Below are 23388 nucleotides of genomic sequence, written 5' to 3'. Positions count from 1 at the left end.
TCGCCGACGCTCGCGGGTCTGCGGACCGCGTGCTGCGCCGGCGACGGATCGGTGCAAATGAAAAAACCACTCCCGACGGAGCGGCGGTGTGGCCGGCGGCGACTCGGCGCCGGTTCAGCGGGGGCTGAAGCGGACGCTCTCCGGTGCGGCGGCGCGCCAGAGCTCGTCGAAGCTCAGGTCGTCCAGCTCGTTGTTCGTGGAGCGTCGTGTGGGAGCGACATAAGCCAGGGCCAGGTTGCGGTTGCCGGACACTGAACCGGCGCGGTGGTAGTCGGGCTTGGGGCGGTAGCGGGGATGGGGGGTGCTGGTGCGGGCGAAGGCGCTGACGGGGGAGGCGCCGACGTGGACAAGGAAGCCGAAGGTGCTGTCGAGGAGCTTGATCCGCGGCGGTGCGGATTGGCGGCGTCGTTCGGTTTGGTTTGGAATACGGGGCATCGTCACATCAACTCCGCAGGCGTCGGCTGAGAGGGTATGAATATGATAAGTCGCTAATAATGGGTACTTTAGCTATGCTCGAACGGATTAAAGAGGCATTATAAGTTGTGATTTGCCGTTTGTCAATTACCGGAGTATCGCGCGGGCTCGGACTCTGTTTGCCCACGGGGAACTGGTCTGCTATGCTGGACGCCGTCGCTTGAGTGGCGTACGTTAACCGGTGCGAAGGAGACAGTGACCAGGCGCGACCTCAAGAGCCAGCTCGAACCCTGGCGCGAATTCACCCCGGAGGCCAAGAAGATTCTGGCCGGGGTATTCTTCGCCAGTATCGGGATGGGGATGTTCCGCATCATCTTCAACCTGTTCCTCAAGGAGCTGGGTTACGCCGAGGGCGTGGCGGGGGAGATCCTCTCGGCCCGGGCCCTGGGGATGGCCCTGGGCGCCCTGCCCGCCGGGGTGCTCTCGGACATCCTGGGACGGCGCAGGGTGATGCTGGGCGGGGTGTCCCTGGCGGCGGCGGCCTTCACCGGCCGGGCCCTGTTGACCACGCCGATCTGGATGTGGCTCTTCGCCTTTCTGGGCGGTGTCTTCGTCAGCTTCTACCTGATCTCCCTCCAGCCGGCCTTGCGGGAGAATTCGAGCCGGCGGGAGCGCAACCATCTGTTCTCCGGCGGTTTCATCGTCACCCTGGCCGGCTCGATGGGCGGCAGCCTGGTCGGCGGGATGCTGCCCGGGCTGTTCGACTCCACGGGCCTGGCGGTCAACCACCTCGAAGCGCTGCGCTATACGTTGTTGTGCGGCGCGGGTCTGTCCCTGGCGGGCCTGATCCCCCTGTTATTGTGGAAGTCGCCGGCTCCGGTGCGGGAGACCGCCCGGCGTGATTTCCGCCGCTCGCTGAAGATCCTGTGGCGGCCCGAGGTCCGTCGGCTGGTCCTGCGCTTTGGCCTCGTCGAGCTGCTGATCGGCTGCGGCGCCGGGATGGTCATCCCCTTCTTCAACCTGTACTTCAAGAACGTCTACGGTCTCGGCGAGGCCGCCATCGGCATCCTGTTCACCGCCACCAACGCCGTGATGGTTCTCGGCGGCCTGCTGGCACCGGTTCTGTCGGCCCGGGTGGGACGGATCCGCGCCGTCGTCCTCTGCCAGTTGCTCAGCATCCCCTTCCTGGTCTACCTGGGTTTCTTCCGCTGGCTGCCGCTGGCCTTCGCCGCCTACGCCCTGCGCGCTTCGCTGATGAACATGAGCCACCCCCAGTTGACGGCCTTCGCCATGGACCACCTGCCCCGGGAGGTGCGGGCCACCTCCGTGGCCATCACCCGCGCCTGCTGGAACCTCTCCTGGGCTCTGGTAACCCCCCTGGCCGGGGGTATCATGGAGAACTGGGGCTACTCCTACCCCTTCATCGTAACCATCGTCTTCTACCTGGCGACGGCGGCCAGCATCTATTTCCTCTTTCGCCGTCTGCCCGACAAGCCCGAGACCCCCCTCCAGAGGACTCCGCGCAGCTGACTGTCGAGGCTCAAACAAGTTGCGCAACGACAAACGGACCCGCGCGGGTCCGTTTGTCGAGATAAAAAAAGAGCTACCTATTCGAGCAAGCCGTGCTGTTTCATCCAGCGCCAGAGCGTCGTCCGGCTGATGTCGAGGGCCTCGGCGGTACGTTGGCGGTTCCAGCGGTGTTCGCGCAACGCCGCCAGCAGCCTCTGGCGCTGATCGCTCCGCTCGCTGATCGGCGGTACGTCGTCCGTCGTTTCAACCTGCGCTTCCCGATCGGTCAGCAGTTCCTCGGGCAGGTGGCGGACGCCGATGCGCGGGCCGTGGCAGAGGGCGAAGGCTCGCTCGAGGATGTTGCGCAGCTCGCGGACGTTGCCCGGGTAGACGTAATCGTAGAGCAAGGCGAAGGCCTCATCGGTCAGGCCCTCGACGGCCCGGCCGGTGCGGGCGGCCAGCCGCCGGCGGAAGTGCTCGATCAGCTCGGGGATGTCGCTGCGCCGCTCCCGCAATGCCGGCAACCGCACCGGTAGCACCCGCAGGCGGTAGAACAGGTCCTCGCGGAAGGCGCCGCTCTCCATCAGCCGGCGCAGGTCGCGGTTGGTGGCGGTGATGATCCGCACATCGACGACGCGGGGGCTGTTCGAGCCCAGCGGGGTGACCTCGCCGGACTCCAGGGCGCGTAGCAGCTTGACCTGGAAAGCCGGCGACAGGTCGCCGATCTCGTCGAGGAACAGGGTGCCGCCGTCGGCCTCCTGGAAGCGGCCGGGCTTGGAGCCCGCCGCCCCGGTGAAGGCCCCCTTCTCGTAGCCGAACAGTTCGCTTTCCAGCAGGCTGTCGGGCAGAGCGGCGGCGTTGACCGTGACGAAGGGCCCTTCGGCGCGCGGCCCCCGACGGTGGATCTCCCGAGCCAGCAGCTCCTTGCCCGTGCCCGACTCGCCGGTGATCAGCACCGGGGCCGCGGCGGCGGCCAGATCGGGCAGCAGGCGGAAGACCTCCTGCATCGCCGGACTGGTGCCAACGAGGTCGCCCAGACGGCCGCGCTCGGACAGCTCCCGGCGTAGCTCCTCGATCTCTGTATTATCGCGGAAGATCTCCACGCCGCCGATTATCCGGCCCGCGTCGTCGCGCAGGGCCGCCGTCGAGATGCTGATCGGCCGGGCCTCGTCCTCGGCGTCGAGAACGTCGACCCGTATACCGCGCCGGGCTTCGCCGTCGGCCACGGTCAGCTTGAGGGCGCAGGCCTCGCCGCATAACGTCGCCCGGAAAACCTCGTGACAACGCCGCCCCACGGCCCGCTCCCGGGAGATGCCCAGCAGGCGCTCGGCGGCGGCGTTGAACGACGTGATACGAAAACCGAGGTCAACGGTGAAAACGCCCTCCTCGATGGAGTCCAGCAATCGGGGATAGAAATCGGGCGGGATGGTCTTCACGTTACCTCGGAAGCCGCAATCCGTTATTTTTCTACATTGTCCCTTGCCACCCCCGGCGCTGTCAAGGGCCCCAAGGTCTCATTCCCCTTCCAATTTGCCCGGATAAGGCTGCTGCGGTTTGACCACCAGGACCTCCCGCCGCAGCAGGAGGGATTCATCAGCCAGACCCGCCCACAGCATGGCGGCGCCGGCCAGGGAGAGCTTACCCGCGTCCCGTGCCGACACGTCGCTCGCCGGCTCCCCATCCTCCAGCCGTCGGGCGAACTCCACCAGCGCCGTGGCCGCGTCGCGCAGATGACCCAGTGCATCTCCCTGATCACTGTGGGCCGGTCCGCTGACGAAGGCCTCCCAGAGCAGCAAACCGCTGGGATCATTGAACCACGAGCGCCAGTCCTGGGTCACCGGGTAACCCGACCGCGCAGTTATACCGCTCAGCAGATAACAGAGCTGGTGCAGCCCGAGGACCGCCACATAACCCCCGGCCGGGGCGAAGCAGGAACGATTGCCCTCCCCCTCTCGCCCACGGCTCAAGCAGCTTTCGGCCGTCGGGACCGGCAGCCACAGGGGGCACTCCAAACCCAGCGCGACGGGCCGACCCTCTTCGCAAGCCCGGGAAAGCTGCGCCCTCAGACGGTCGATCGCCGTGCCGCCAACGACCCAGCCGTTCTCCAGGCGGGCCCAGGCGAAGTTGCCGCCGCGGGTCGAGCCCACATCGGCACACAGTAGCAGGGGAGCGCTCATCGGTCCTCCAGCTTCAAGTGGCGAACCGATTATAGCAGTCGCCCCCGCCCGTTGAAAAACAGCCCCCCCCCACCCGGGCCGCCGCCCCGGCCGGAACTGGCACGGTTTTTGCGGAGGCGGACCGTTGCCGCCGTCCCAACGGTCGCCGAGATGCAAAAACCGTGCCAGTTCCGGCCGGGTGATAGCAGCCTGACCGGTTCGATGCGGGCGGGGGCTGTTTTTCAACGGGCGGTGAGCGGCTTGCTTTTCGCTAACAAAGCTGAGGGTCCGTGACCCTCAGCGTCAAACAGATATTTGATTATGGCTGTTGTTATGAGCAATATAACTTAAAATCAAGCATTTCCTTAAAGGTGGTGGTTGAATATGTTAAATAATTAATAAATACAGCTTCTCCGCGTCTTCGCATGCAGAGGCAGCTATAGATATCTTTTTTATATTCATCATACTGTTCTTCTGGGATAATCAAGGTAAATTCAACTTGGTTGCTTTTGCAATGGTCATGTAACTCTCTAACCTGATCACGGTCGAATGTACCGTTGCACATTTCTACTTCTACAATTTCTTTTACAATAACTTCGCCATTTTCAATATCTCCGGCCACAATATCTGCTTGTCTGTCACCGGCATTCAAGCTTATTTGTTTATTGTATTCTTCTCCCTTTTTACAGCCTACACCGTGCGCACCTTTAATAACATCGTAATGGTCATGTATATGAGAGCAATAATCGCCTATAATCTTTTTCTCTGCGTACGATGCCTGGGCTTTTTTGCGTTGCATGAATTCTCCTTCGGTTGTGTTTTTAGGTTTACCCTAAAAATACATTTTATCAGCTTTATCTGACATATCCTGTCAGTAAGCAAGCTAGCCGAAGGCGAAGTAGCGCAACCAGAGGTAGGCCGTCGAGGCGAGCTGGACGAGGAGCAGGGTGGGCATGCCCAAACCGAAGAAGCCCTTGAAGTCCAGCGGCTCCCGCGTGCGCTCGGAGATGCCGACGAGGGCCATGTTGGCGGCGGAGCCGATGATGGTGCCGTTGCCGCCGAAGCAGGCTCCCAGGGAGAGGGCCCACCAGACGGGCTGGGCGGCGGCGGGGGAGAGGCCGAGGTGGGCGATCGCCGCCGCGGTGATCGGGATCATCACGGTGACGAAGGGGACGGCGGAGAGGAAGGCGGCGCCGAAGGTGGCCAGCCAGAGGACGACGATGGAGAGCCAGAAGGGATCGGGGGTCAGGGTAGCGAAGAAGCGGCCGACGGCCTGGACGACGCCGACCTCGCCCAGGGCGCCGGTGATGACGAACAGGCCGATGAAGAAGAAGATCAGCGGCCATTCGACCTTGGCCAGCAGCTTCTCCGGCTCGGTACGGTTGACGACCATCAGCAATGCGGCGCCGACGAGGGCGGTGGCGGCGGTGGGCACACCGAGGCCGGGCAGAACGACGAAGCCGACCAGCACCAGACCGAGGACGACGAGGCTGTAGAGCAGGGTCCGGCGGTCGGTGATCTGCTTGGATTCGTCGAAGCCGGCGGGGTCGATCCGCCCGGCTGATTTTTGCCGCAGCTCGGGGTTGACCAGCAGGGTGTAACCCAGGGTGACGGCCAGGCCGATCAGGGCGGCCGGGCCGGTGTTGAGCAGGAACTCGGCGAAAGTCAGCCCGGCGGCCGAACCGATGAGCATGTTGGGCGGATCGCCGATCAGGGTGGCCGTACCGCCGATGTTGGCGGCCAGGGCCATCACGATCAGCAGGACGTGGGGCTTGCGGTGCAGGACGTCGGCGGCGAAGATGGCGATCGGCGCCAGTAACAGCACCGTGGTGACGTTGTCGAGGAAGGCGCTGAACACGGCGGTGATCACCGCCAGGGCGACGGTCAGCAGGGCGTAGTTGCCCCGGGTCAGCTTGACGGCCTTGAGGGCTACGTAGCCGAAGACGCCGGTGTCGCCGATGATCCCGGCGATGATCATCATCCCGACGAGCAGGCCGATGGTCTCGAAATCGATGTACTCGGTCCAGGCGGCCTCGAGGGTCACCACCCGGGCGGCGATCAGCAGCATGGCGCCGAGGAAGGCGGCCTTCATCCGGGGTATCCGCTCGGAGACCACGGCGAAGTAGACGAAGCCCAGCACGGCCAGGGTGAGGATGGTCGGGAAGTCGAACATGGGGTTAGAGCTTGGCCTCGGAGGAGAACTGGCCGAAGAAGGCCCGGCAGACGTCGGTGGTCGAGATCACGCCGAGGAGTTTGCCTTCCTCGTCGACCACGCAGAGGGGCTCGAGCTGTTTTTTGTGCATCAGGGCGGCGGCCTTGATCACCGAGGTGTCGGGCGGGATGGTCACCGGTTCGTAATCCATCACGTCCTCGACCAGCAGCAGGTTGGATTCCAGCACGTCGAGGTTGCAGCTCTGCAGGGTGGAGAAGTCCTGGATGAAGTCGATATCGCGGAACAGGTCGAGGTATTCGGGCAGGAAGTAGCCCAGCAGCTCCATCTTGGTGATAATGCCGCGCAGCAGCCCCTTGGCGTTGACCACGGGGATGCCGGAGACGGGCCGCAAGGCGAAGATCGCCGCCACCTGGCGCAGTTTATCGCTGCGGTAGCAGGTGATTACCTCGGTGGTCATGAACTCGCTGACCGGTCGGGCGGGCATGGTTATTGACTCCTTTTCGGACACGGGGCCTAGCCCGGGACGAAGTAGCGCAGCCAGAGATAGGCCGTCGAGCAGAGCTGGACGAGGAGCATCGTCGGTAAACCGTAGCGCAGGTAGGTGCGGAAGGTGATCGGCTCGTTGGTGCGTTCGGAGATACTGACCGCGGCCATGGTGGCCGCCGAGCCGACGATGGTGGCGTTACCGGCGATCGCCACGGAGATGGCCAGGGACCACCAGATGGGCTCAGCCGCCGCCGGCCCCAGGCCCATCAGCCCCACGGCGTGGGAGACGATGGGGATCATCACCGCCACGTAGGGCACCGCCGAGAACAGGGCCACGCCGATGGTACTGGCCCAGAGGACGATCATGGTGAACAGCAGGGGGTCGGTGGTGATCCCGGCCAGTTGGCGTCCCAGCCAGGCGATGACGCCGACCTCCTGCAGGGCGCCGGTGATGACGAACAGACCGATGAAGAAGAAGATCAGCGGCCATTCGATATGCCCGAGTTGCTCCTTGACTTTACCGGGGTTGAGCAGCATCAGCGCGCTGGCGCCGAACAGGGCCACCACGGCCACCGGGATGCCGAACTCGGGCAGGATGGTGAAGCCGACGATCACCAGACCCAGGACGACCAGGCCGATGACGGTCTGACGCTTGTCCTTGATGTAGCGGGCCTCGTCGAAGGTGGGACGGTAGGGCTTGCCGCCGGCGGTGATGATGTGGCGCTTGGAGAGGTAGAGCAGCCCGAGGGTGACCGCCAGGGCAATGATCGACATCGGGGCCAGGTTGACCAGGAAGTCGTTGAAGCTCAGCCCGACGGCGGAGCCGATCATCATGTGGGGCGGATCGCCGATCAGGGTGGCCATGCCGCCGATGTTGGAGGCGAAGGTGATGGCGATCAGCAGGAGCAGGGGCTTGCGGTGCAGGGCGTCGGAGGCGATGATGGCGATCGGGCCCAGCAGCAGGATGGTGGTGACGTTATCGAGGAAGGCGCTGAAGACGGCGGTGATCACGCACAGCGTGACCATCAGCAGGCCGTATCGCCCCCGGGTCCAGCGCACGGCCTTGAGGGCGGTGAACTGGAAGATGCCGGTCTGGCCGATGACCCCGGCGATGACCATCATCCCGATGAGCAGGCCCAGGGTCTCGAAGTCGATGTACTCGACCCAGGCCGTCTCGAGGTCGATGACCCCGCCGAGGAGCAGCACCAGGGCGCCGAAGAAGGCCGCCTTCGTCCGGTTGACCCAGTCGGTGACGACCATGACGTAGACGAAGGCGAAGACGATCAGGGCGATGACGACGCTGTAGTCGCTTCCCATCGGAACCCGTCCCTTCGGCGCTCCCGGCGGCGGGGTTCAGTCGGGGAAGCCGTTGGCGGCGTCGATCTCGTGGATCAGGGCCATGAAATCACGGATCTTGTCGATGCGGGCCAGACGCCGACGATTGTCGGCTTCGGAGCACATCCGGGACAGCTTGCCCAGCAACTGGACGTTGAGCTCGGGATTGGAGGAGGGGGTCAGCAGAAGGAAGACCAGCTTAACGGGTTGGCCGTCGACGGCGTCGAAGTCCACTCCGGCGGCGTGACGGGCGAAGCCCAGCACGGGGAACTGGACGTCCTTGAGCCGGGCGTGGGGCATGGCCACGCCGTGGCCCATCCCGGTGGAGGAGAGCTCCTCGCGCTCGAAGATGGCCTCGCGGGCGGCCTCGACGTCCTTCAACCGCCGGGAGCGTCCGGCGGCGTCGATGAGGGTGTTGAGCAGTTCCGTTTTGTCGGCGGCCGCGCAGTCCAGCAGCACGGCCTTCTTCTCGACGGCTTCGGAGAGGTTCATCGCAGACTCCAGACCCGAAAAGGGCAGGTGCGGAGGGTTATCCGCGGGATACGCCGAACGGGTCGGCGGCAGGCCTCCGACCCCGGCGTCGCTTGTTGGGGAGGGCTCGGGCGGGTTCGTTACGGCTCTTCCCGCCTCGGAGCGGTATCATAGGTCAAAAGGCGGGCTTTTTCAACTCACCGGCGGGCTGGATTTCCAGCGGCGGTGCATCCAGTACCAGTCCGCGGGGTAACGGCGGATCCAGTCCTCGAGGGCGGCGGCGTAGCGTCCGGTCAGCCGGCGAACCTCGGCGTCGCGCTCGGCCGTCGGGTCGGGGTGGAGGGGTGGGGACAGCCGGGCCAGCAGCCGGCCGCCCTCCCTGCGGGCGAAGGCGAAAACCAGGGGTACGCCGAGGCGCCGGGCCAGGAAGGCCGGGCCGCGATGGAAGCTGGAGGGCGCACCGAGAAAATCGAGGAACAGGCCGTCGGGCCCGGCGTCCTGGTCGGCCAGCATGTAGATGACACGGTTGTCACGCAGGGCCCGGATCAGCGGGCGGGGGCCCTCGTCGACGAGAACGATCCCGCTGCCGGCCCGGCGGCGCAGCTTGTTGAGCAACCCGTCGACCAGGCGGTTGCTCTGGCGGGTGGCCACGGCGGTGCCGGGATGGCCGTGGGCGGCGATGTAAGCGGCGGCCAACTCCCAGGGACCGCAGTGCGCCGTGGCCAGGATCAGCCCCCGGCCCTCGCGCCGGGCGGCCTCGAGGTGCTCCAGCCCCTCGATGGTCATCCAGCGTTCGCGGCGGGAACCCCGGAAATGGGGCAGCCGGATGAAATCCAGCAGATTCCGGGCCACCTTGATGAAGTTGCGCCGGGCGATCCGGGCGGCCCGCCGCCGGGTGACGCCCAGGCGCTCGACGAGGTTGTCCTTGGCGATCCGCCGCCGCCGGCCGAGAACGAGGTAGAGCAGGTTGCCCAGGTACCAGCCGCGGAAGCGGGCCCACAAGCGGGGCAGCAGGTTGGTGGTCAGGAACAGCCACCAGACCGCCAGGTACTCCAGGCGGTGGCCGAGGGTCGGTCGGTAATCGTCGTTCGTCATCGGCGGCGCTCCAGCCTGGCGCTCAGGGCGGCCAGCAGCCGCTCGGTCCCGCCCGGCTCCAGGCGCAGCTCGCGCTCCAGCAGCAGGACGTCGCCCTCCAGGCGGCCGCGCAGCTTGACGGCGTCCTTGCCGGTGATCAGGCAGGGGGCGCCCGGATGGGCGTCGCGCAGGCGGGCGAGTCGGGCCAGTTGTGACTCGTCGTAGGGGGCGTGATCGGGCAGGGCCAACCGGGCGGCGATGACGGCGCCCAGGCGCTCCAGGTCGGCGAAGAAGGGCTCCGGCCGGGCCAGGGCGCAGCAGGCGACGATCCGACGGCCCGCGAGCAGCCCGCGGGGACGGCGGGCGCCGTCCAGCGTACGCAGCCCGACGGCGCTGAAGCGACCGCCCAGGCAGAGCAGCCCGGGGAAGCGGGCACGCAGCAGTCGCAGCTCGTCGGCGCCGGCGTCCAGCAGCAGGGCGGCGTCGCTCCGGCGCAGACGGTCGAAGGGCACACGCAGCCGACCCGCGGGCAGGAGAGCGGCAACGAGCCGTAGCCGGGCGCGCCAGTCGGCCGCCGCCAGGACGGTCAGGTCGAAGTCCCGCACCAGGCGGCGGTGTTGGAGGGCGTCGTCGACGATCACGGTATCGACGCCGGGCTGCTCGGCGGCCAGCAGCGCCGCCCGGGCCTTGATCCGGCCGACGACGACGGGAACGCCGGGGAGCTCTCGCCGCAGCAGCACGGCCTCGTCGCCGTAAAGCGCCGGCTCCTCCGCCTCGACGAGGGCCGGTTCCGCCGTGCGGGCGGCCCGGCTCCCGCCGTAGCCCCGGGTGACCAGGGCGGGGCGGCGGCCGCGCTCGAGCAGGGCGGCGGCCAGCCAACGGACCGTCGGGGTCTTGCCCGAGCCGCCGACGGTCAGGTTGCCCACGCCGACGACGGGCCTGTCCGCCCGCAGGCGCTCCCGCAGGCCGTCGAGAAGTTCGTCGGCGTGCAGACCGACGGCGTAGCACCACGCCGCCGGCCACAACAGGTGGCGTCCCAGCCTGGAACGGGGCGGCTGCACGGTTCCGCGCTTTCCCCGGGCCGAACCCCTCCCCAAGGGGGGTTATCGGCTAAGTGGCAAAATGTCAGTATGTTAGCAGGTAACTTCCCGGTTCGCTCAATGATAGCACAGACCGGGGGGCGGGTAAACTCGGGGTGTGTATTGACTTGACGGGCCGGGGGTTGGTAAACTCCGAAGTCAGCGCGGACACCGTCTACGCCAAGGAGGTGCCGGGTGCGTCGACCCCGGGTACGAATCGCCAACGTCCATCCCGACTCCCACCGCGAGTACCGGCTGGCCCAGGGCCTGCCGCGTTACAACTCGGAGTGGATTGAGCTGCAGAACGTCAGCGAGCTGCCGGTCAACGTCTCCGGCTACTTCATCATCAACGGCGGCGGCTACGAGTTCACCATCAACGTCATCGGCCGGGATTCGCTGATCCTGCGCCGGGGGCAGTCGATGCTGGTGCTGACGGGGATGCCCGACGAGCCCAAGGATCCGGCGCGCTGCTACATCGCCGAGGAGGCCACCCGGATCTTCCTCCAGCGCACCGAGTATATCTGGAGCGTCGAGGAGGATGTGGCCTTCCTCTACAAGAGCCGCGAGGATTACGAGAACGACCCCAAGAGCTACATCGATTACTACCGTTACACGCGGATGGCCAACCCACCGGCCGGACCCGCCGCCCGTTAGGGAACGACGCGGCCCGTCGCGGCGTATGACCCGACGAAGACTGCGTTGGATTACCGTCTAAGGAGCACACCGTGAAACCCAAGATCCACCCCAAGTACGACGAAACGATCATCACCTGCGCCTGCGGCAACAAGATCAAGACCCGCTCCACGATCAAGGAGCTGCGCGTCGATGTCTGCAGCGCCTGCCACCCCTTCTACACCGGCAAGCGCAAGCTGATGGACACCACGGGCCGCGTCGAGCGCTACCTGCGCAAGTACGGCCTGAAGAACAAAGAAGACGAGAACAGCGATTCTTAATCCCTCTTGACAGCCGGAGGAGTACGGCTATGCGCAAGTACCTGTTGTTAGCGTTGCTGATCGCCCTGGCCGCCCTGGTGCTGCTGGGCGGCTGCGAGGAAGACGGCGAAGAGGTCACTGAAGAGCCCGGCGAGGTCGAGGACGGCGGCGAAGAAGGCGAACCAGCCGCCGGCGACAAAGCCGTCGACTTCACTGCGTTGGGCTTCGACGGCGAGACCTATCAACTCTCGGACTTCGAAGGTAAGCTGATCTTCCTCAACTGCTTCACCACCTGGTGCGCGCCCTGCAAGGAAGAGATGCCCCACCTGGTGTCCCTGGCCGAGGAGTACGCCGACCAGGGTTTCCAGTTGATCTTCATCAAGGAAGACCAGGGCAACGACGAGGCGATGCAGAAGATGATCGACGACTTCGGCATCACCCAGCCCGTGCTGCTGGCCGGCCAGCCGCCGCTCTACGAGAACGACGACTACTGGGATTTCTACAACCACGGCGGCAGCGTCCCGGCGACCTTCGTCATCAATGCGGACTTCGAGCTGATCAAGTCCGAGACGATCATCGGCGCCCGCGACGAGGCCACCTTCCGCGCCCTGATCGAGAAGTATCTGCCCTAGCCCGTCCGGCCCCCGTCCCCAACGGGGGCCTTCGTTTAGCATAGCATATTAGCTGTTGCGCATACTATAACGGAGGGACCGCATGAGAACCGCCGCTCTCGTTTTGTCATTACTCGCCGCCGTGCTGATCGCCGGCTGCGGTGAGGAGGAGACCGTCGAGGAGGCCGCGGCGCCCGGGGCCGCCGCCCCCGTCGTCGACACCACCCCCAGCGCCGGGGAGCTGACCACCTCCGGCGCGCCGGGCACCGCCACCGAGATCGCCGGACCCCTGCGCCGGGGTGGCGAGTTCGTCCTCTCCGACCACCGCGGCGTCCCCGTGGTGGTCAACTTCTTCGCCACCTGGTGTGGGCCCTGCCGGGAGGAGATCCCGGCCCTGTCGAAGCTCAACCGCGAGTTCGGCGATAACCTCGTCCTGGTCGGTGTCAGCGTCGACGATGACGCCGCCGCCCTCGACGAGTTCATCGCCGCCCAGGGCATCGACTACCCCGTGTTGTGGCTCGAGGACCTCGACAACAAGGACGCCGTGCTGAACGACTACGTCTTCTCGGCCATCCCGACGACCTTCATCGTCCGGGCCGACGGCACCCCGGGAGAGATGATCGTCGGTGCCCGCGACGAGGCGGTCTTCGGGGCGATCTTCTCCGAGTACCTCTAGGGCGTCGCCGCCGTTGGGCCGTCCCCGTCACGGTTTTTGCTCGCCGAGCCCGTCCCTGAAGGGACGGGCTCGGGCAAAAACACGCGCCGGGGCCTTGGTTTGCGCCCGTTGCACCCTGTGGGCGGGGTCTTGAGATCCCGTCGGTTTCTCTGACACACTATGGCAGTTGGATTTGATAAGATACTATTGTCATCAGTTATTCAGCAAAGGGGTGTGGAGATGGACATCGAAACTTTCCGTTGGTTCATGAGCACGGTCGCGCAGACCCTCGGCGCCCTGACGGCGATTGTGGTGGCGGTTTATGTTATGTGGATTAGTCGACTACGTTTTTTACAACAAGATATCAGCAGCAAAGCAAAAAAGTTATTCAAAGAAAAGGAGTTGGAGGCAAGCAAAATACTTATCAAATATAACTGCAAGGATTACCTAGAGCTTTTCAATAAAGAAACGTTAGATCAATCAAACCCACCATCCAGCTATTTAGAGAACTCGTTTTTAGATCATAGAAAAGAATTCCGGCGGCGAGGCAATGACATTAAGCAGGCACAGCAATTATGGAAGCCGATAACCTTGAGCCTGATAACAGTCTTTTCCTCTCTTGTCCTTTTAGGCATAGATAGAATTATAATTCCCAATATTGCGAACTCCGTTTGGGGTTGGATTTGCTTCTCTTTAGTGTGTGTCTTTGTCTTGATTTCATTATTCCTCTATTTTCGTTTCTTGTTTGATGTTGTTGCCCCCTATTATTCTAAACACTCACGATGGACGCGTTTTTGGAAAGGTCTCTTTGATAAAGACTATCCCTATAACCAGAAAGAGGGGTAACTAGCGTCCATCCAATCCGCGGCGGGGGGCGGAGCCCCCGCCCTACGTGACAAGCGGATGCCCGTTTCACCGCCGTTGGAATGGCGTGCAGCTGGACAATCCGCGGCGGGGGGCGGAGCCCCCGCCCTACGTGACAAGCTCAAACGGGCCGACCTGAACGTCGGCTCCTGCAGTCTCCCAACCGGGGATGGAGGCCCATTTCATCAGTGGTTGAATGGCGACGAGTTGGACGATGATCCGCGGCGGGGGGCGGAGCCCCCGCCCTACGTGACAAGGCCGGCGGGGGGCAGAGCCCCCCGCCCTACGTGTCAAGCTCAATCGGGCCGACCTGCCGGTCGGCCCCTGCGTATTCGTCGTTACCTCTTCGCCGGCGTGTTAGACGGTCGAACGCCGCCTACAGCCGGTACTCCTGGTTCTCCTCGGGCGGGGCGACCTTGTCGCGCAGGATGACGTCGGCGGTGGCCTGCCGGTAGTGCTCCAGGCCGCCGGGGACCAGCTCCTTGACGAAGATGCGCGAGCGTTTGTACTCGCTGCTCTCGAAGCGGCTCCACTCGTCGTGGACCTTGTGGTTGAACTCCAGCTCCTGGTGGGCGTCGATGTATTCGAGGCCCTGCTTAACGGCGTCGCGGATGAAGCCGACGGCGAACATGGCCGACAGGCCGCGGTTGCGGTACTCGTCGCGGATGCCGGCGAAGAACAGGTCGAGCTGTCGGGTAGTGCGGCGGGCCTTGAGGATCTTGAAGATGCCGAAGGGCAGCAGGCGACCCCGGGCCCGCTGGATGCCCTCAGTGATGTCGGGCATGCCGACCATGAAGCCGACGACCTCGTCCCGCTCGGGATCGACGGGACGGCCGACCTCGTCCCGGGGCAGCTTGTAGATGAACTTGAGGAAGTGGGGGTCGATGATCTGCAGGTAGTCCTTGATCAGCTTGCGGCCCTCGTCCGGAGTCAGCTCGACATAGCCGTAGATCTGCTCGAAGGTGGCGTTGAGGATGACGACGAAGTTGTCGAGGTGGGGCTTGATCTGGCGGGTCTTGGTGAACTCGGCCAGGACGAAGCCCTGGCGTTCGAGGCGCTGCTTGATCTTGACGTAGATCGGCGGGGGCGCATCGGGGATCTCGATACGGAAGATACGGTAGTCGAAGTCCTTCTGGAAGCCGCAGCCCTCGACGAAGCGCGGCACGTAGGGGAAGTTGTAGTAGCTGGCGATGGTCGCCCGGTGCTCGAAACCCTTGATCAGCATGCCCTCGGGGTCGGAGTCGGAGAAGCCGTGGGGGCCGGAGAGGCTTTCCATGCCGTGTTCCCGGGCCCAGTCCTCGACGGCGCCCAGCAGGCCGCAGCAGACCTCGGGGTCCTCGACGAAGTCCAGGTTGCAAAAGCGGGCGTTACGGGTACCGAAGCGGCCGTTCATACGATGCTGGACGATGCCCATCACCCGGCCGACGGTCGCGCCGTCGCGCTCGGCCAGCCAGCAGCGGGCCTCGGCGTGCTCGAAGGCCGGATTCCTGGCGGGATCGTAGAACTCCCGCTCCGTCATATAGAGCGGGGGGACCCACTGGGGAACATCGCGGTAGAGCTCGGCGGGCCAGTAGATGAAGGTCTTGAGGTCGCGCTTGCCGTCGACGGGGCGGATGGTCAGGGCCATCGCGGTTCTCCTTGCTTGCCGGATCGCTTTGCGCCGTTTCGTCGCTGAAAGTCGGTCGAGGGGCTGCCGGAGGTCGGTGTTTTATGCTACCCTCGGATAAAGGGCCATTATAACCGAAAACGCCGTCGACCGCAGCCGCGGCGGTGTTAAGGAAACAGCCGACGACCGTACCGCCGGATCACAACCATGGGAGCAGTGATGAGCAAGACCCCGGGCATCCCCTACGCCGCGGTGTTGTTTTTCGAGGACCTGCGCCGCAACAATACCCGGGAGTGGTTCGCCGAGAACCGCCACTACTACGACAACGTCATCGTCCCCGCCCTGAGCGAGATTCTGCTCTGGCTGTGGGACAACATCAGGGAGCTCTACCCGGACTACACCGCCCTGCCCAAGGTCAACAAGAGCTTCTTCCGCATCTTCCGCGACATCCGCTTCAGCAAGGACAAGAGCCCGCTCAAGACCAACACCGGCCTGCTGATCTACCGCAGGACGCGCAAGGACAGCCCCTTCGTCTACCTGCATCTGGCGCCGGAGGAGGTCTTCTGGGCCTGCGGCAGCCATAACCCGAGCATGGAGCTGGTCCGACGCTATCGGACCTGGGCGGCCGAGCCACAAAACAACGCGCGCCTGGGGCGGGAGCTCGAACGGTTGCGTGGACGCTACACCGTCAACGAGCCGCAGATGAAACGCATACCCCGGGAGTACAAGGACCGCGAGCTGGAATACCCGGAGTTATTGCTCTACAAGGGCGTCCACGTCTCGCAGAGCCGAGAGCCCGGCCCCTGGCTGGAGGAGGAGCCCTGGCTGCAGGACGTCGTCCGGCTCTGCCGCGACTGCCGGCCCTTCATGGAGCTGGTCGAGGAGTGGACGGCTCCCACGGGAGGGAAAAAATGAGCCGACGGTTGTCTCGGCGCCCTGGAGGGACTATACTTAATCAATCCGCCAAACCGACCAACCCGGGGGGAACCGCGTGAAGATCACGCCCCAGGACATCCACCGCCAGGAGTTCACCCGTTCGATGCGCGGCTACGCCGTCGAGGAGGTCGACGCCTTCCTCCAACGGACCGCCGACGAGCTGGAGCGGGTGCTCAACGACAACAGCAAGCTGCGCGATACCGTCAAAACCCTCGAGGGCCAGATCGCCGAGTATCGGCGGATGGAAAAGAACCTGGAGCGCACGCTGATCACCGCCCAGGACGCCGCCGACAAGATGACCGAGGCCGCCGAGCAGAAGCGGACCAGCATCGTCGAACAGGCCGAGGTGCGGGCCGAACGGATCATCGCCGAGGCCCAGCGCCGCCGCGACGAGCTGCGCACCGAACTGATCAACCTCCAATCGCAGAAGCGGACGATGATCGCCCGGATGCGCGCCCTGCTCGAAGCCCAGGCGCGGATCCTCGACGACGTCGAGCTGACCGGCGTCGCCGGACCCGACGTCAGCGAAAACGATGAACTGCCCGAGGAACTCGACCTCGAACAGACCTGAGGCGGAGCCCCGTGTCCAAGCTCGCGACAGCACTGTCCCTCAGCCTGGCCCTCGCCGTGGGCGCGGCCGGCGTCGAAGAGCTGGTGGCCGACGCCAACATCGCCTACCGCAACGGCCGGCTCGAACGGGCCGAAGAACTCTACAACCAGGCCCTGGCCGTGGAGCCGCAAAACGTGGCCGCCATCAACGGACTGGGCCTGGTGGCCATGGCCCGCGGTGATTACGAAACCGCCCTCGACCGCCTGCTGCCCCTGGTCGGCGAGTTCCAGAACGACGCCAACTTCCTCTATAGCTTGGGCAGCATCTACAAGGCCCTCGGCGACTACCCCAATGCCAGCGACGTCTTCAGCCGGGCCCTCGAACTGACCCCCGACGACCCTCCGCTGCTCTCCGGAATGGTCGAGAGCCTGCTGCAGGAAGGGCGCATCGACGAGGCCCTGCCCCTGAGCGCCGACCTGGTCGAGCTCGACCAACGCAACGCCGATTATCTCTACCTCCACGCGATGGCCAACCGGCTCAGCGACAACCACGTCAACGCCCGACGCTACCTGGAGTACGTCCTGCAGTACGAGCCCGGCTACGAGCTGGCCTTCGATCCGCTGTTCGAGACCTACCTCGTGCTCGAGGATTACACCGCGGCCCTCGAGCACGCCCAACACTGGGTCGAGGTGGTGCCCGGTGACGGCTGGGCCTGGCGCGCCCTGGGGATGGCGCACTACAAGAACGCCGATTTCTCCGGCGCCTTCGAGGCCGCCCAGTTGATGCTCGAGCTGGGCCGCGTCGACAATCAGCTCCTCAAGGTGGTCAGCCACTGGCTGCGGGCCACCGACCGCGGCGGCGAGGCCCGCCGCCTCTGGGAACGGGCCGCCGAGCTCCAACCCTACAATATGGTTGCTCAGGGTGAACTGGGCGGCGACTGACAACCCGGCCGGGGACCGACGCGCCCCCGTCACCTTCCCCCGACGCGGCGAACGGCTCGTCCTGGTGCTGCTGCTTACCCTGGCCGCCCTCGTGCTGCTCTTCGATACCGCCGAACAACCCCCGCCCACCCCGTCGACACCGGTGGGCTACGTTTATATCCGGGGGGACGCCCTGGCCCGGCCCGGCGCCTACCCCTTCCGCACCGACCGCCCCCTCGGGGTTCGCGAGGTCTATCTGCGCGCCGGGGGCGACCCCGCCCTGCTCGACCGCCTGCCCTCCCTCGAGATCGTACCGCCCCAGCTCGTCTTCTTCCAGCGCCGAACGCTGACCGCCCAGGGACCCCTCGACCTCAATCGCGCCCCCGCCGCGCTGCTCGAGGAGCTGCCCGGGATCGGGCCCGTCCTGGCCCGGCGGATCGTCGCCGGCCGCCCCTACGAAAACCACACCGAGCTGCTCGCCGTTTCCGGCATCGGACCCACCCTGCTGGCCAAACTGGAGGGCCTGGTCGTCGTCCGTTGAAGCCACGTCCGTTGAGCTGCGGCGACCGCGACGCGGCCTGATTGACGCCGCCGCAACTTGACCCGCCCGGACCTGGCACGGTTTTTGCGGAGGCGCAGCGTTAACATCGCTCCAACGCTCGCCGAGATGCAAAAACCGTGCCAGTTCCGGGCGGGGCGGCCGCGGGCGCCCCGGGTTGGGCCGCGTCGCGGTCGTCGCTGCGGGCAAACCGAATGGCGCTTGTCCTTTTCATACTGACGGTCTAAAATGTGAATGTGTCACATCGGTGCGCGATAGTATGTATAAACACAGGTGCAGATAACACGAGAGGAGAGATGATGAAACGAAGAGCATTGGTTAGCCTGCTGTTGGTCGCGGCGACGTTCCTGGGGCTGGGCTGCTTCATGGGACACATGACCACGGCCCGGCCGGTGGGCGAGGGCAAGGTCGGCTTGACCGGCGCCGCGGGTTTCGTTCCGGCCAACAAGATCCTGGAGGACGCCGTCGAGGGCCTCGACGCCGACGACGAGGTTTTCGGGGCGATCAACCTCCAGGGCCGGCTGGACATCGGTCTGTCCGACAGCCTGGATCTGGGGCTGTCCACGGGGGCCGGGGTATTAGTGATCCCGTACTGGATGGGCGCCGAGGCCGAGCTGAAGTACTGCTTCGTCAATGATCCGGACTCGGTCAGTCTGGCGGCCGGGGTGGATCTGGGCCTGACGTTATTCGGCTTGACCGCCGGGGGCGCCCTGTACCTGGATTCGAACCTGCCCTACCTGCCGCTGCACCTCTCGGCGCGGCCGCAGTACGCCTTCGCCTCCAGCAACGGGGACGAGGAGGACCCGGAGGACGAGGAGGATTACGAGGGCGGTTTTTCCATCAACCTGGCGGCGGGGCTGCATTTCGATCTCGGCGATTCGACCCGTCTGCTCCTCGAAGCCACCAGCTTCAACCCCACCGCTGATGACGAGGGGCTGTTCCGTCTGTGGAGCTTCGGCGCGGGAGTGCAGTTCGTTTTCTAGGCCCGGCCGGTCAGCTTGCATCCGAACCCCCTCAGGGGTTACAATAAAGCTCACCCGCCGCAGCGTGCGGGTGAGCTTTTTGAACACCAACCACCGGGAAAGGTGATATCATGCGCCGGATTATCCTGATTTGTCTACTGACAACGTTCCTGGTTCTGGCCGGTTGCGATGAAGAGGACGGCGGCGGCGGCCAGGGCACCGTCGCCAAGCTGCTCGAGCAGGCCGCTGCGGAATTCGAGGCCGGCGAGCTGGAGGCCGCCGAAGCCGATTATCGTGTCGCTGCGGCTCTCGCCGTGGGGCAGGAAGAGACCGCCGCCCGGGCCGTCGAGGGCTTCAACGAGGTCGTGGCCGAGCGCTGCTACCTCGAGGCCTACGACTTGATCAACCAGCTCCAGCTCATCGAGCCGCCGCCCGGCCCCGCCGGAACACCCCAGAGCATGGAGCAGTTGTTCACCTACCTCAACATCAGCTTCGCTAACGTCAACTACCGGCTGAAGACCGAGCCCCTGCTCGAGGCCGCCGTCAGAGCCATCAACCGCGGCCTGGACGCCCGCCCCGAACACCCCGGGCTCAACTACATGCTGGCCCTGCTCTACAGCCAGACCGGCGATCCGACCCTGGCCCTGGACCAACTCAAGCATCTGCGCGAGCTGGCGCCGGATCACTGGGGTTACGAGCGCGGCCTGGCCTACCTGCTCAAGAGCGCCGGTGAGCAGCAGGCCGCCCTGGACGCCGCGGCCAAGGGTCTGGAGAAGGCCGTGACGCCCGAGGACCGCATGCTGGCCTACGAGCTTCTCGTCGAGATCAGCCTGGACGATCCCGATCCCAAGCTCTACCAGACCTACATCGACCAGGCCAAGGAAGAGTTCCCGGACTTCGCCGATCCGCTGGCTTTGGAGATCAACATCGAGGTCGCCAAATCCCAGCGCCAGGGCGGCCAGCCCGACTTCGAGCAGGCCCTCGGCGAGGCCGAGACCGCTCTCGAGAAGGAGTTCCTCTCCGAGTTCAGCCGCGAGAGCTTCATCTACAACACCGCCAGTATCTACGCCTCGCTGCAACGCTTCGACGAGGCCGTCGGCCTGCTGCAGGAGCATGTCGCCGAGGGCGGCGACTTTACCATCACCATGCAGCAGCTCATCCAGCGCATCACCATGCAGCGCGATCAGCAGAGCCTGATCGACGAGATGCTGGCCGAGCTCGAGAAGACAGCTCCCACCGCCGCGGAAGACGACGCCGCGGTCGAGGAGCAGGCGAACGAAGAGAACGCCGAGCAGTAGCAGTCCGGTCAGCGAGAATCATCAACCGGGGCGACCTGCGGTCGCCCCGGCTTTCTCGTTGTGATACGGCTGTAGTCCTGCGCCCCAAGCTCGGCGCGGCGGTCAGACAGCATTGTTGTTTCACTCAGCTTGGCCGGCTCACGGGCCTTAACAGGTGCGGCATTCAAGCTGGAGTAACCCGACGACCACGCCTCAGGCACATTTCCCGTCGAGCCAGAGGCCAAGGGAAACCGCGCCGCCGCTGTCGGCCAGTTGGAAGCGCCGGCAGCGCTGATAGCTTGAGCGGCGGTAGATGTTTTTCAGCACGGCGGCCGAGCCGGGTAGCTTGAGGTTGTTGAAGAAGAGGCGGCCCTCCTGGCGGGGGCGACAGCCGTTGTCCATGATAGTCTCCCTGGGATGAATGACGATGTCTTCGACAACTGATCAACGATTAACAAATTATAGTGTATTGAACTTCTTATTATCGGCCTGGATGATTACTTGTTATTGAGCGAGCTTTTTCTACATAGTAGCACACCGGGATCCCACACCTTCACACCTTCTATTCCCATCAGTGTTTTACCGGCGACCGCGAGACTCCCGCAACGGCTTGCTTGGATCATCAACACCCGGCTGAGGAAAAGCGGCCACCCCCGCCTCAGCTCCGGCGGGCCGGCCGCAGGTACAGGGCGGTGCCGGAAAAACAGCCCGCCGCCGGAGCCGGGGTCACCACACCTCCGCGCCCCGGAACCGGCACGGTTTTTGCGGAGGCGGACCGTTGCCGTCGGCCCAACGGTCGCCGAGATGCAAAAACCGTGCCGGTTCCGGGGCGGGCGCTGGTCGATTGGACAGGGTCCGGCGCGGTTCGGCGGGCTGTTTTTCCGGGCGCTGGACTTTATTCGCCGCCGGTGAAACCCCTGACGGGTTTTCCGTGTCCTATATTACAGAGGCGGGAAGGAACCCGCCGTCGGAAAAGGGAAACGGAGGTGACCCGCATGAAGAGCCTGTTCCTGATGCTCCAGCCCGAGCGCAAGCGCCGCAGCCGTCTGTTCGGCTAGCGAGATAACCATGAAAGCCAAACCCGTCGAGGGATGTTCTTTTCACCGGTAACCAGGAAAGGGGGCGTGAGATGAGCGAGTCACTCTTTGGGGCGCTGTGGAGAAGCTACCGCCCCCGCCGCTACCATCGTGTCGAACACGACCGGGTCGAGCGGTAACTGACGAACCGACGTGACAGTGAACGGGACGGCCGGAGCCGTCCCGTTCGTTATCGTCGGCGCCGCTTCCGTTAGTCGACGCCCAGCAGCTCCCGGGCCGCGCGGACGAGGTCGGCCAGGCGCTCCTCGTCGTGGGTTTCGGCGTAGAAGCGGATCAGCGGTTCGGTGCCCGAGGGGCGCAGCATGGCCCAACTGCCGTCGGCCAGCAGCAGTTTCATCCCGTCGGTGCGGTCGACCTCGCGCACGGCGACGCCGGCGAAGGTCTCAGGGGCCTGCCCGGCGAGCTGTTCCTTGATCCGCGGGGCCAGCTCCGGGGTCAGTTCGAGGTTGAGCCGGCCGTTGTGGTAGCGGCGGCCGACCTGCATGTAGATGTCCTCGAGCAATTGGCGGACACCCTTGCCGTGAACGGCCAGCATCTCGGCCACCAGGATGCAGGCCAGGATGCCGTCCTTGTCGGGTACGTGGCCGCGGAAGCAGACGCCGGCCGATTCCTCGACGCCGACGAGGGCGTCGTCCTCGAGGACCCGGGCCGCCAGGTGCTTGATACCCACGGGGGTCTGCAGGACCCGGGCGCCGAAGCGTTGCGCCAGGGCGTCGAGGAGGTGGGTGGTGGCGGCGGAGCGGGCCACGTCGCCGCGCAGCCCCTGGTGCTCGACGAGGTGCCAGTAGATCAGCGAAACGATCTTGTTGGCATCGACGTAGTGTCCGTCGGCGTCGACCACGCCGAAGCGGTCGGCGTCGCCGTCGCAGGCCAAGCCGACGTCGGCGCCGCTCTCGCGCACCGCCTCGCACAGCTCGCCGACACTGCGCCCGCTGGGTTCCGGGGTGTGGCCGCCGAAGTAGGCGTCGCGGTGGGCGTGGAGGACCTTGACCCGACAGCCGCAGTCCATCAGCAGCTCGGGCAGGTAGCCGCGGCAGGTGCCGTAGAGGCAGTCGACGACCACGTGGGGCGGGTCGGCGGCGATGGTCGAGCGGTCGACACGCTCCTCGAGGGCGGCGGTATAGGGCCCGTGGGGATCGAACAGCTCGCAGCCTGGTTTGTCCTTGAGCTCCGCCAGTTCCACGGGGCCTTGGCCTTCAACCCGCAGCGCGGGATCGTTGGCCAGCTCCTCGATGCGCTTGGTCTCCGCCGACATGGCCGGGGCCCCCGAGGCCGGCGAGTACTTGAGTCCGCAGTATTGGGGCGGGTTATGGCTGGCGGTCAGGTTGAGCGCCCCGCCGTGGTCGCCGCGGATGACGGCGTGGGCCACCGCCGGGGTCGGTGTGTCGCGCTCGGTCAGCTTGACGGCCAGGCCCCGGCGCAGCAGCTCGTCGGCGGCGGTCCAGGCGAAGCGGTCGGCGAAGAAACGGGTGTCGTAACTGACGACGACGCCCCGCTCGGCGTCGCCCTTCTCGCGCAGCAGTTGGGCGATGGCGGCGGTGACCCGGCGCACGCCGGCGAAGGTGAACTCGTCGGCGATGAGCGCCCGCCAGCCCGAGGTCCCGAAATGAAAGGCCATGCAACGTCCCCCGTGGTGTGGTGGTGGGTGCGATTAACCGACTTAGAGGTTACGACAGGCCGGGGGGGCTGTCAAGATGGGGGACGCCGCGGCGCCCCCGTCTT

General features: G+C 65.3%; 25 protein-coding genes. 12 read left to right on the top strand and 13 right to left on the bottom strand.

The annotated features are described in order from the left end of the window. Nucleotides 1–114: 114 nt before the first annotated feature. Nucleotides 115–435 (bottom strand): hypothetical protein, encoded by a 321-nt coding sequence (locus GF399_11425; GenBank protein ID MBD3400922.1) that lies wholly within the window; start codon nt 433–435, stop codon nt 115–117. Between the two features lie 234 nt (nt 436–669). Here GF399_11425 and GF399_11420 point away from each other — a divergent pair, with 234 nt between their 5' ends. Beyond that, nucleotides 670–1944, top strand: coding sequence for an MFS transporter (locus GF399_11420; GenBank protein ID MBD3400921.1), 1275 nt, complete (start codon nt 670–672; stop codon nt 1942–1944). A gap of 77 nt (nt 1945–2021) precedes the next feature. Here the strand turns inward: GF399_11420 and GF399_11415 are convergent, their stop codons facing one another. The 9 genes from GF399_11415 to lpxK all read right to left on the bottom strand — a co-directional run bounded on the left by GF399_11415 (nt 2022) and on the right by lpxK (nt 10715). Next, entirely contained in the window at nt 2022–3359 is a 1338-nt protein-coding gene (locus tag GF399_11415; protein MBD3400920.1) for a PAS domain-containing protein, read from the bottom strand. Between the two features lie 78 nt (nt 3360–3437). Further along, nucleotides 3438–4100, bottom strand: coding sequence for a hypothetical protein (locus GF399_11410; GenBank protein MBD3400919.1), 663 nt, complete (start codon nt 4098–4100; stop codon nt 3438–3440). 310 nt (nt 4101–4410) lie between these two features. Continuing rightward, nucleotides 4411–4878: a hypothetical protein gene (locus GF399_11405; GenBank protein ID MBD3400918.1), complete on the bottom strand. Its 468-nt coding sequence runs from the start codon at nt 4876–4878 to the stop codon at nt 4411–4413. A gap of 84 nt (nt 4879–4962) precedes the next feature. Continuing rightward, complete coding sequence (locus GF399_11400; protein MBD3400917.1) at nt 4963–6252, bottom strand: hypothetical protein; 1290 nt, start codon at nt 6250–6252, stop codon at nt 4963–4965. 4 nt (nt 6253–6256) lie between these two features. Then, entirely contained in the window at nt 6257–6736 is a 480-nt protein-coding gene (locus GF399_11395; protein MBD3400916.1) for a CBS domain-containing protein, read from the bottom strand. A gap of 29 nt (nt 6737–6765) precedes the next feature. Further along, a complete protein-coding gene (locus GF399_11390; protein MBD3400915.1) occupies nt 6766–8055 on the bottom strand; it encodes a hypothetical protein in 1290 nt (429 codons plus the stop codon). A 36-nt stretch (nt 8056–8091) separates the two neighbouring features. Then, nucleotides 8092–8565, bottom strand: a complete 474-nt coding sequence (locus tag GF399_11385) for a hypothetical protein (GenBank protein MBD3400914.1) — start codon at nt 8563–8565, stop codon at nt 8092–8094. Nucleotides 8566–8736: 171 nt separating this feature from the next. Then, nucleotides 8737–9639 (bottom strand): hypothetical protein, encoded by a 903-nt coding sequence (locus tag GF399_11380; GenBank protein ID MBD3400913.1) that lies wholly within the window; start codon nt 9637–9639, stop codon nt 8737–8739. Further along, nucleotides 9636–10715 carry a tetraacyldisaccharide 4'-kinase gene (gene lpxK / locus GF399_11375; protein ID MBD3400912.1) on the bottom strand — a complete coding sequence of 360 codons (1080 nt, stop codon included), beginning with the start codon at nt 10713–10715 and terminating at the stop codon, nt 9636–9638. The genes GF399_11380 and lpxK overlap by 4 nt, the downstream gene beginning before the upstream one ends. Before the next feature lie 177 nt (nt 10716–10892). Here lpxK and GF399_11370 point away from each other — a divergent pair, with 177 nt between their 5' ends. The 5 genes from GF399_11370 (at nt 10893) to GF399_11350 (ending at nt 13741) form a co-directional block, all read left to right on the top strand. Next, entirely contained in the window at nt 10893–11351 is a 459-nt protein-coding gene (locus GF399_11370; protein MBD3400911.1) for a hypothetical protein, read from the top strand. A 71-nt stretch (nt 11352–11422) separates the two neighbouring features. Then, nucleotides 11423–11650: a 50S ribosomal protein L31 gene (gene rpmE / locus GF399_11365; protein MBD3400910.1), complete on the top strand. Its 228-nt coding sequence runs from the start codon at nt 11423–11425 to the stop codon at nt 11648–11650. A gap of 29 nt (nt 11651–11679) precedes the next feature. Further along, nucleotides 11680–12261: a redoxin domain-containing protein gene (locus tag GF399_11360; GenBank protein MBD3400909.1), complete on the top strand. Its 582-nt coding sequence runs from the start codon at nt 11680–11682 to the stop codon at nt 12259–12261. Between the two features lie 82 nt (nt 12262–12343). Beyond that, nucleotides 12344–12916: a redoxin domain-containing protein gene (locus tag GF399_11355; protein MBD3400908.1), complete on the top strand. Its 573-nt coding sequence runs from the start codon at nt 12344–12346 to the stop codon at nt 12914–12916. A 219-nt stretch (nt 12917–13135) separates the two neighbouring features. Beyond that, nucleotides 13136–13741: a hypothetical protein gene (locus GF399_11350; GenBank protein MBD3400907.1), complete on the top strand. Its 606-nt coding sequence runs from the start codon at nt 13136–13138 to the stop codon at nt 13739–13741. Between the two features lie 394 nt (nt 13742–14135). On the opposite strand, the gene GF399_11345 is transcribed toward GF399_11350, so the two are convergent. Then, nucleotides 14136–15386 (bottom strand): hypothetical protein, encoded by a 1251-nt coding sequence (locus GF399_11345; GenBank protein ID MBD3400906.1) that lies wholly within the window; start codon nt 15384–15386, stop codon nt 14136–14138. A 186-nt stretch (nt 15387–15572) separates the two neighbouring features. Between GF399_11345 and GF399_11340 the strand changes: the two genes are divergently transcribed. From GF399_11340 to GF399_11315, 6 genes are all read left to right on the top strand, one after another. Continuing rightward, entirely contained in the window at nt 15573–16280 is a 708-nt protein-coding gene (locus GF399_11340; GenBank protein MBD3400905.1) for a TIGR02453 family protein, read from the top strand. 76 nt (nt 16281–16356) lie between these two features. Beyond that, nucleotides 16357–16872: a DivIVA domain-containing protein gene (locus tag GF399_11335; protein MBD3400904.1), complete on the top strand. Its 516-nt coding sequence runs from the start codon at nt 16357–16359 to the stop codon at nt 16870–16872. 11 nt (nt 16873–16883) lie between these two features. Then, the gene (locus GF399_11330) at nt 16884–17792 is read left to right on the top strand and encodes a tetratricopeptide repeat protein (GenBank protein MBD3400903.1); all 909 of its coding nucleotides are present in this window, start codon (nt 16884–16886) and stop codon (nt 17790–17792) included. Between the two features lie 325 nt (nt 17793–18117). Further along, nucleotides 18118–18312 carry a helix-hairpin-helix domain-containing protein gene (locus GF399_11325; protein MBD3400902.1) on the top strand — a complete coding sequence of 65 codons (195 nt, stop codon included), beginning with the start codon at nt 18118–18120 and terminating at the stop codon, nt 18310–18312. A 317-nt stretch (nt 18313–18629) separates the two neighbouring features. Then, nucleotides 18630–19313, top strand: coding sequence for a hypothetical protein (locus GF399_11320; GenBank protein MBD3400901.1), 684 nt, complete (start codon nt 18630–18632; stop codon nt 19311–19313). A gap of 110 nt (nt 19314–19423) precedes the next feature. Further along, complete coding sequence (locus GF399_11315; GenBank protein ID MBD3400900.1) at nt 19424–20590, top strand: hypothetical protein; 1167 nt, start codon at nt 19424–19426, stop codon at nt 20588–20590. Nucleotides 20591–20782: 192 nt separating this feature from the next. Here GF399_11315 and GF399_11310 read toward each other — a convergent pair whose 3' ends face one another. Together GF399_11310 and GF399_11305 are read right to left on the bottom strand one after the other, a co-directional pair. Next, on the bottom strand, nt 20783–20971 hold the full coding sequence (locus GF399_11310; protein ID MBD3400899.1) for a hypothetical protein: 189 nt from the start codon (nt 20969–20971) through the stop codon (nt 20783–20785). An 885-nt stretch (nt 20972–21856) separates the two neighbouring features. Next, nucleotides 21857–23284: a phosphoglucomutase/phosphomannomutase family protein gene (locus GF399_11305; GenBank protein ID MBD3400898.1), complete on the bottom strand. Its 1428-nt coding sequence runs from the start codon at nt 23282–23284 to the stop codon at nt 21857–21859. Between the last annotated feature and the right edge of the window lie 104 nt (nt 23285–23388).

It is taken from the genome of Candidatus Coatesbacteria bacterium (assembly GCA_014728225.1).
Classification (GTDB): domain Bacteria; phylum RBG-13-66-14; class RBG-13-66-14; order RBG-13-66-14; family RBG-13-66-14; genus WJLX01.
Note: the sequence above shows the minus strand (reverse complement) of the source record. Positions and strands in the feature narration are given on the sequence as shown.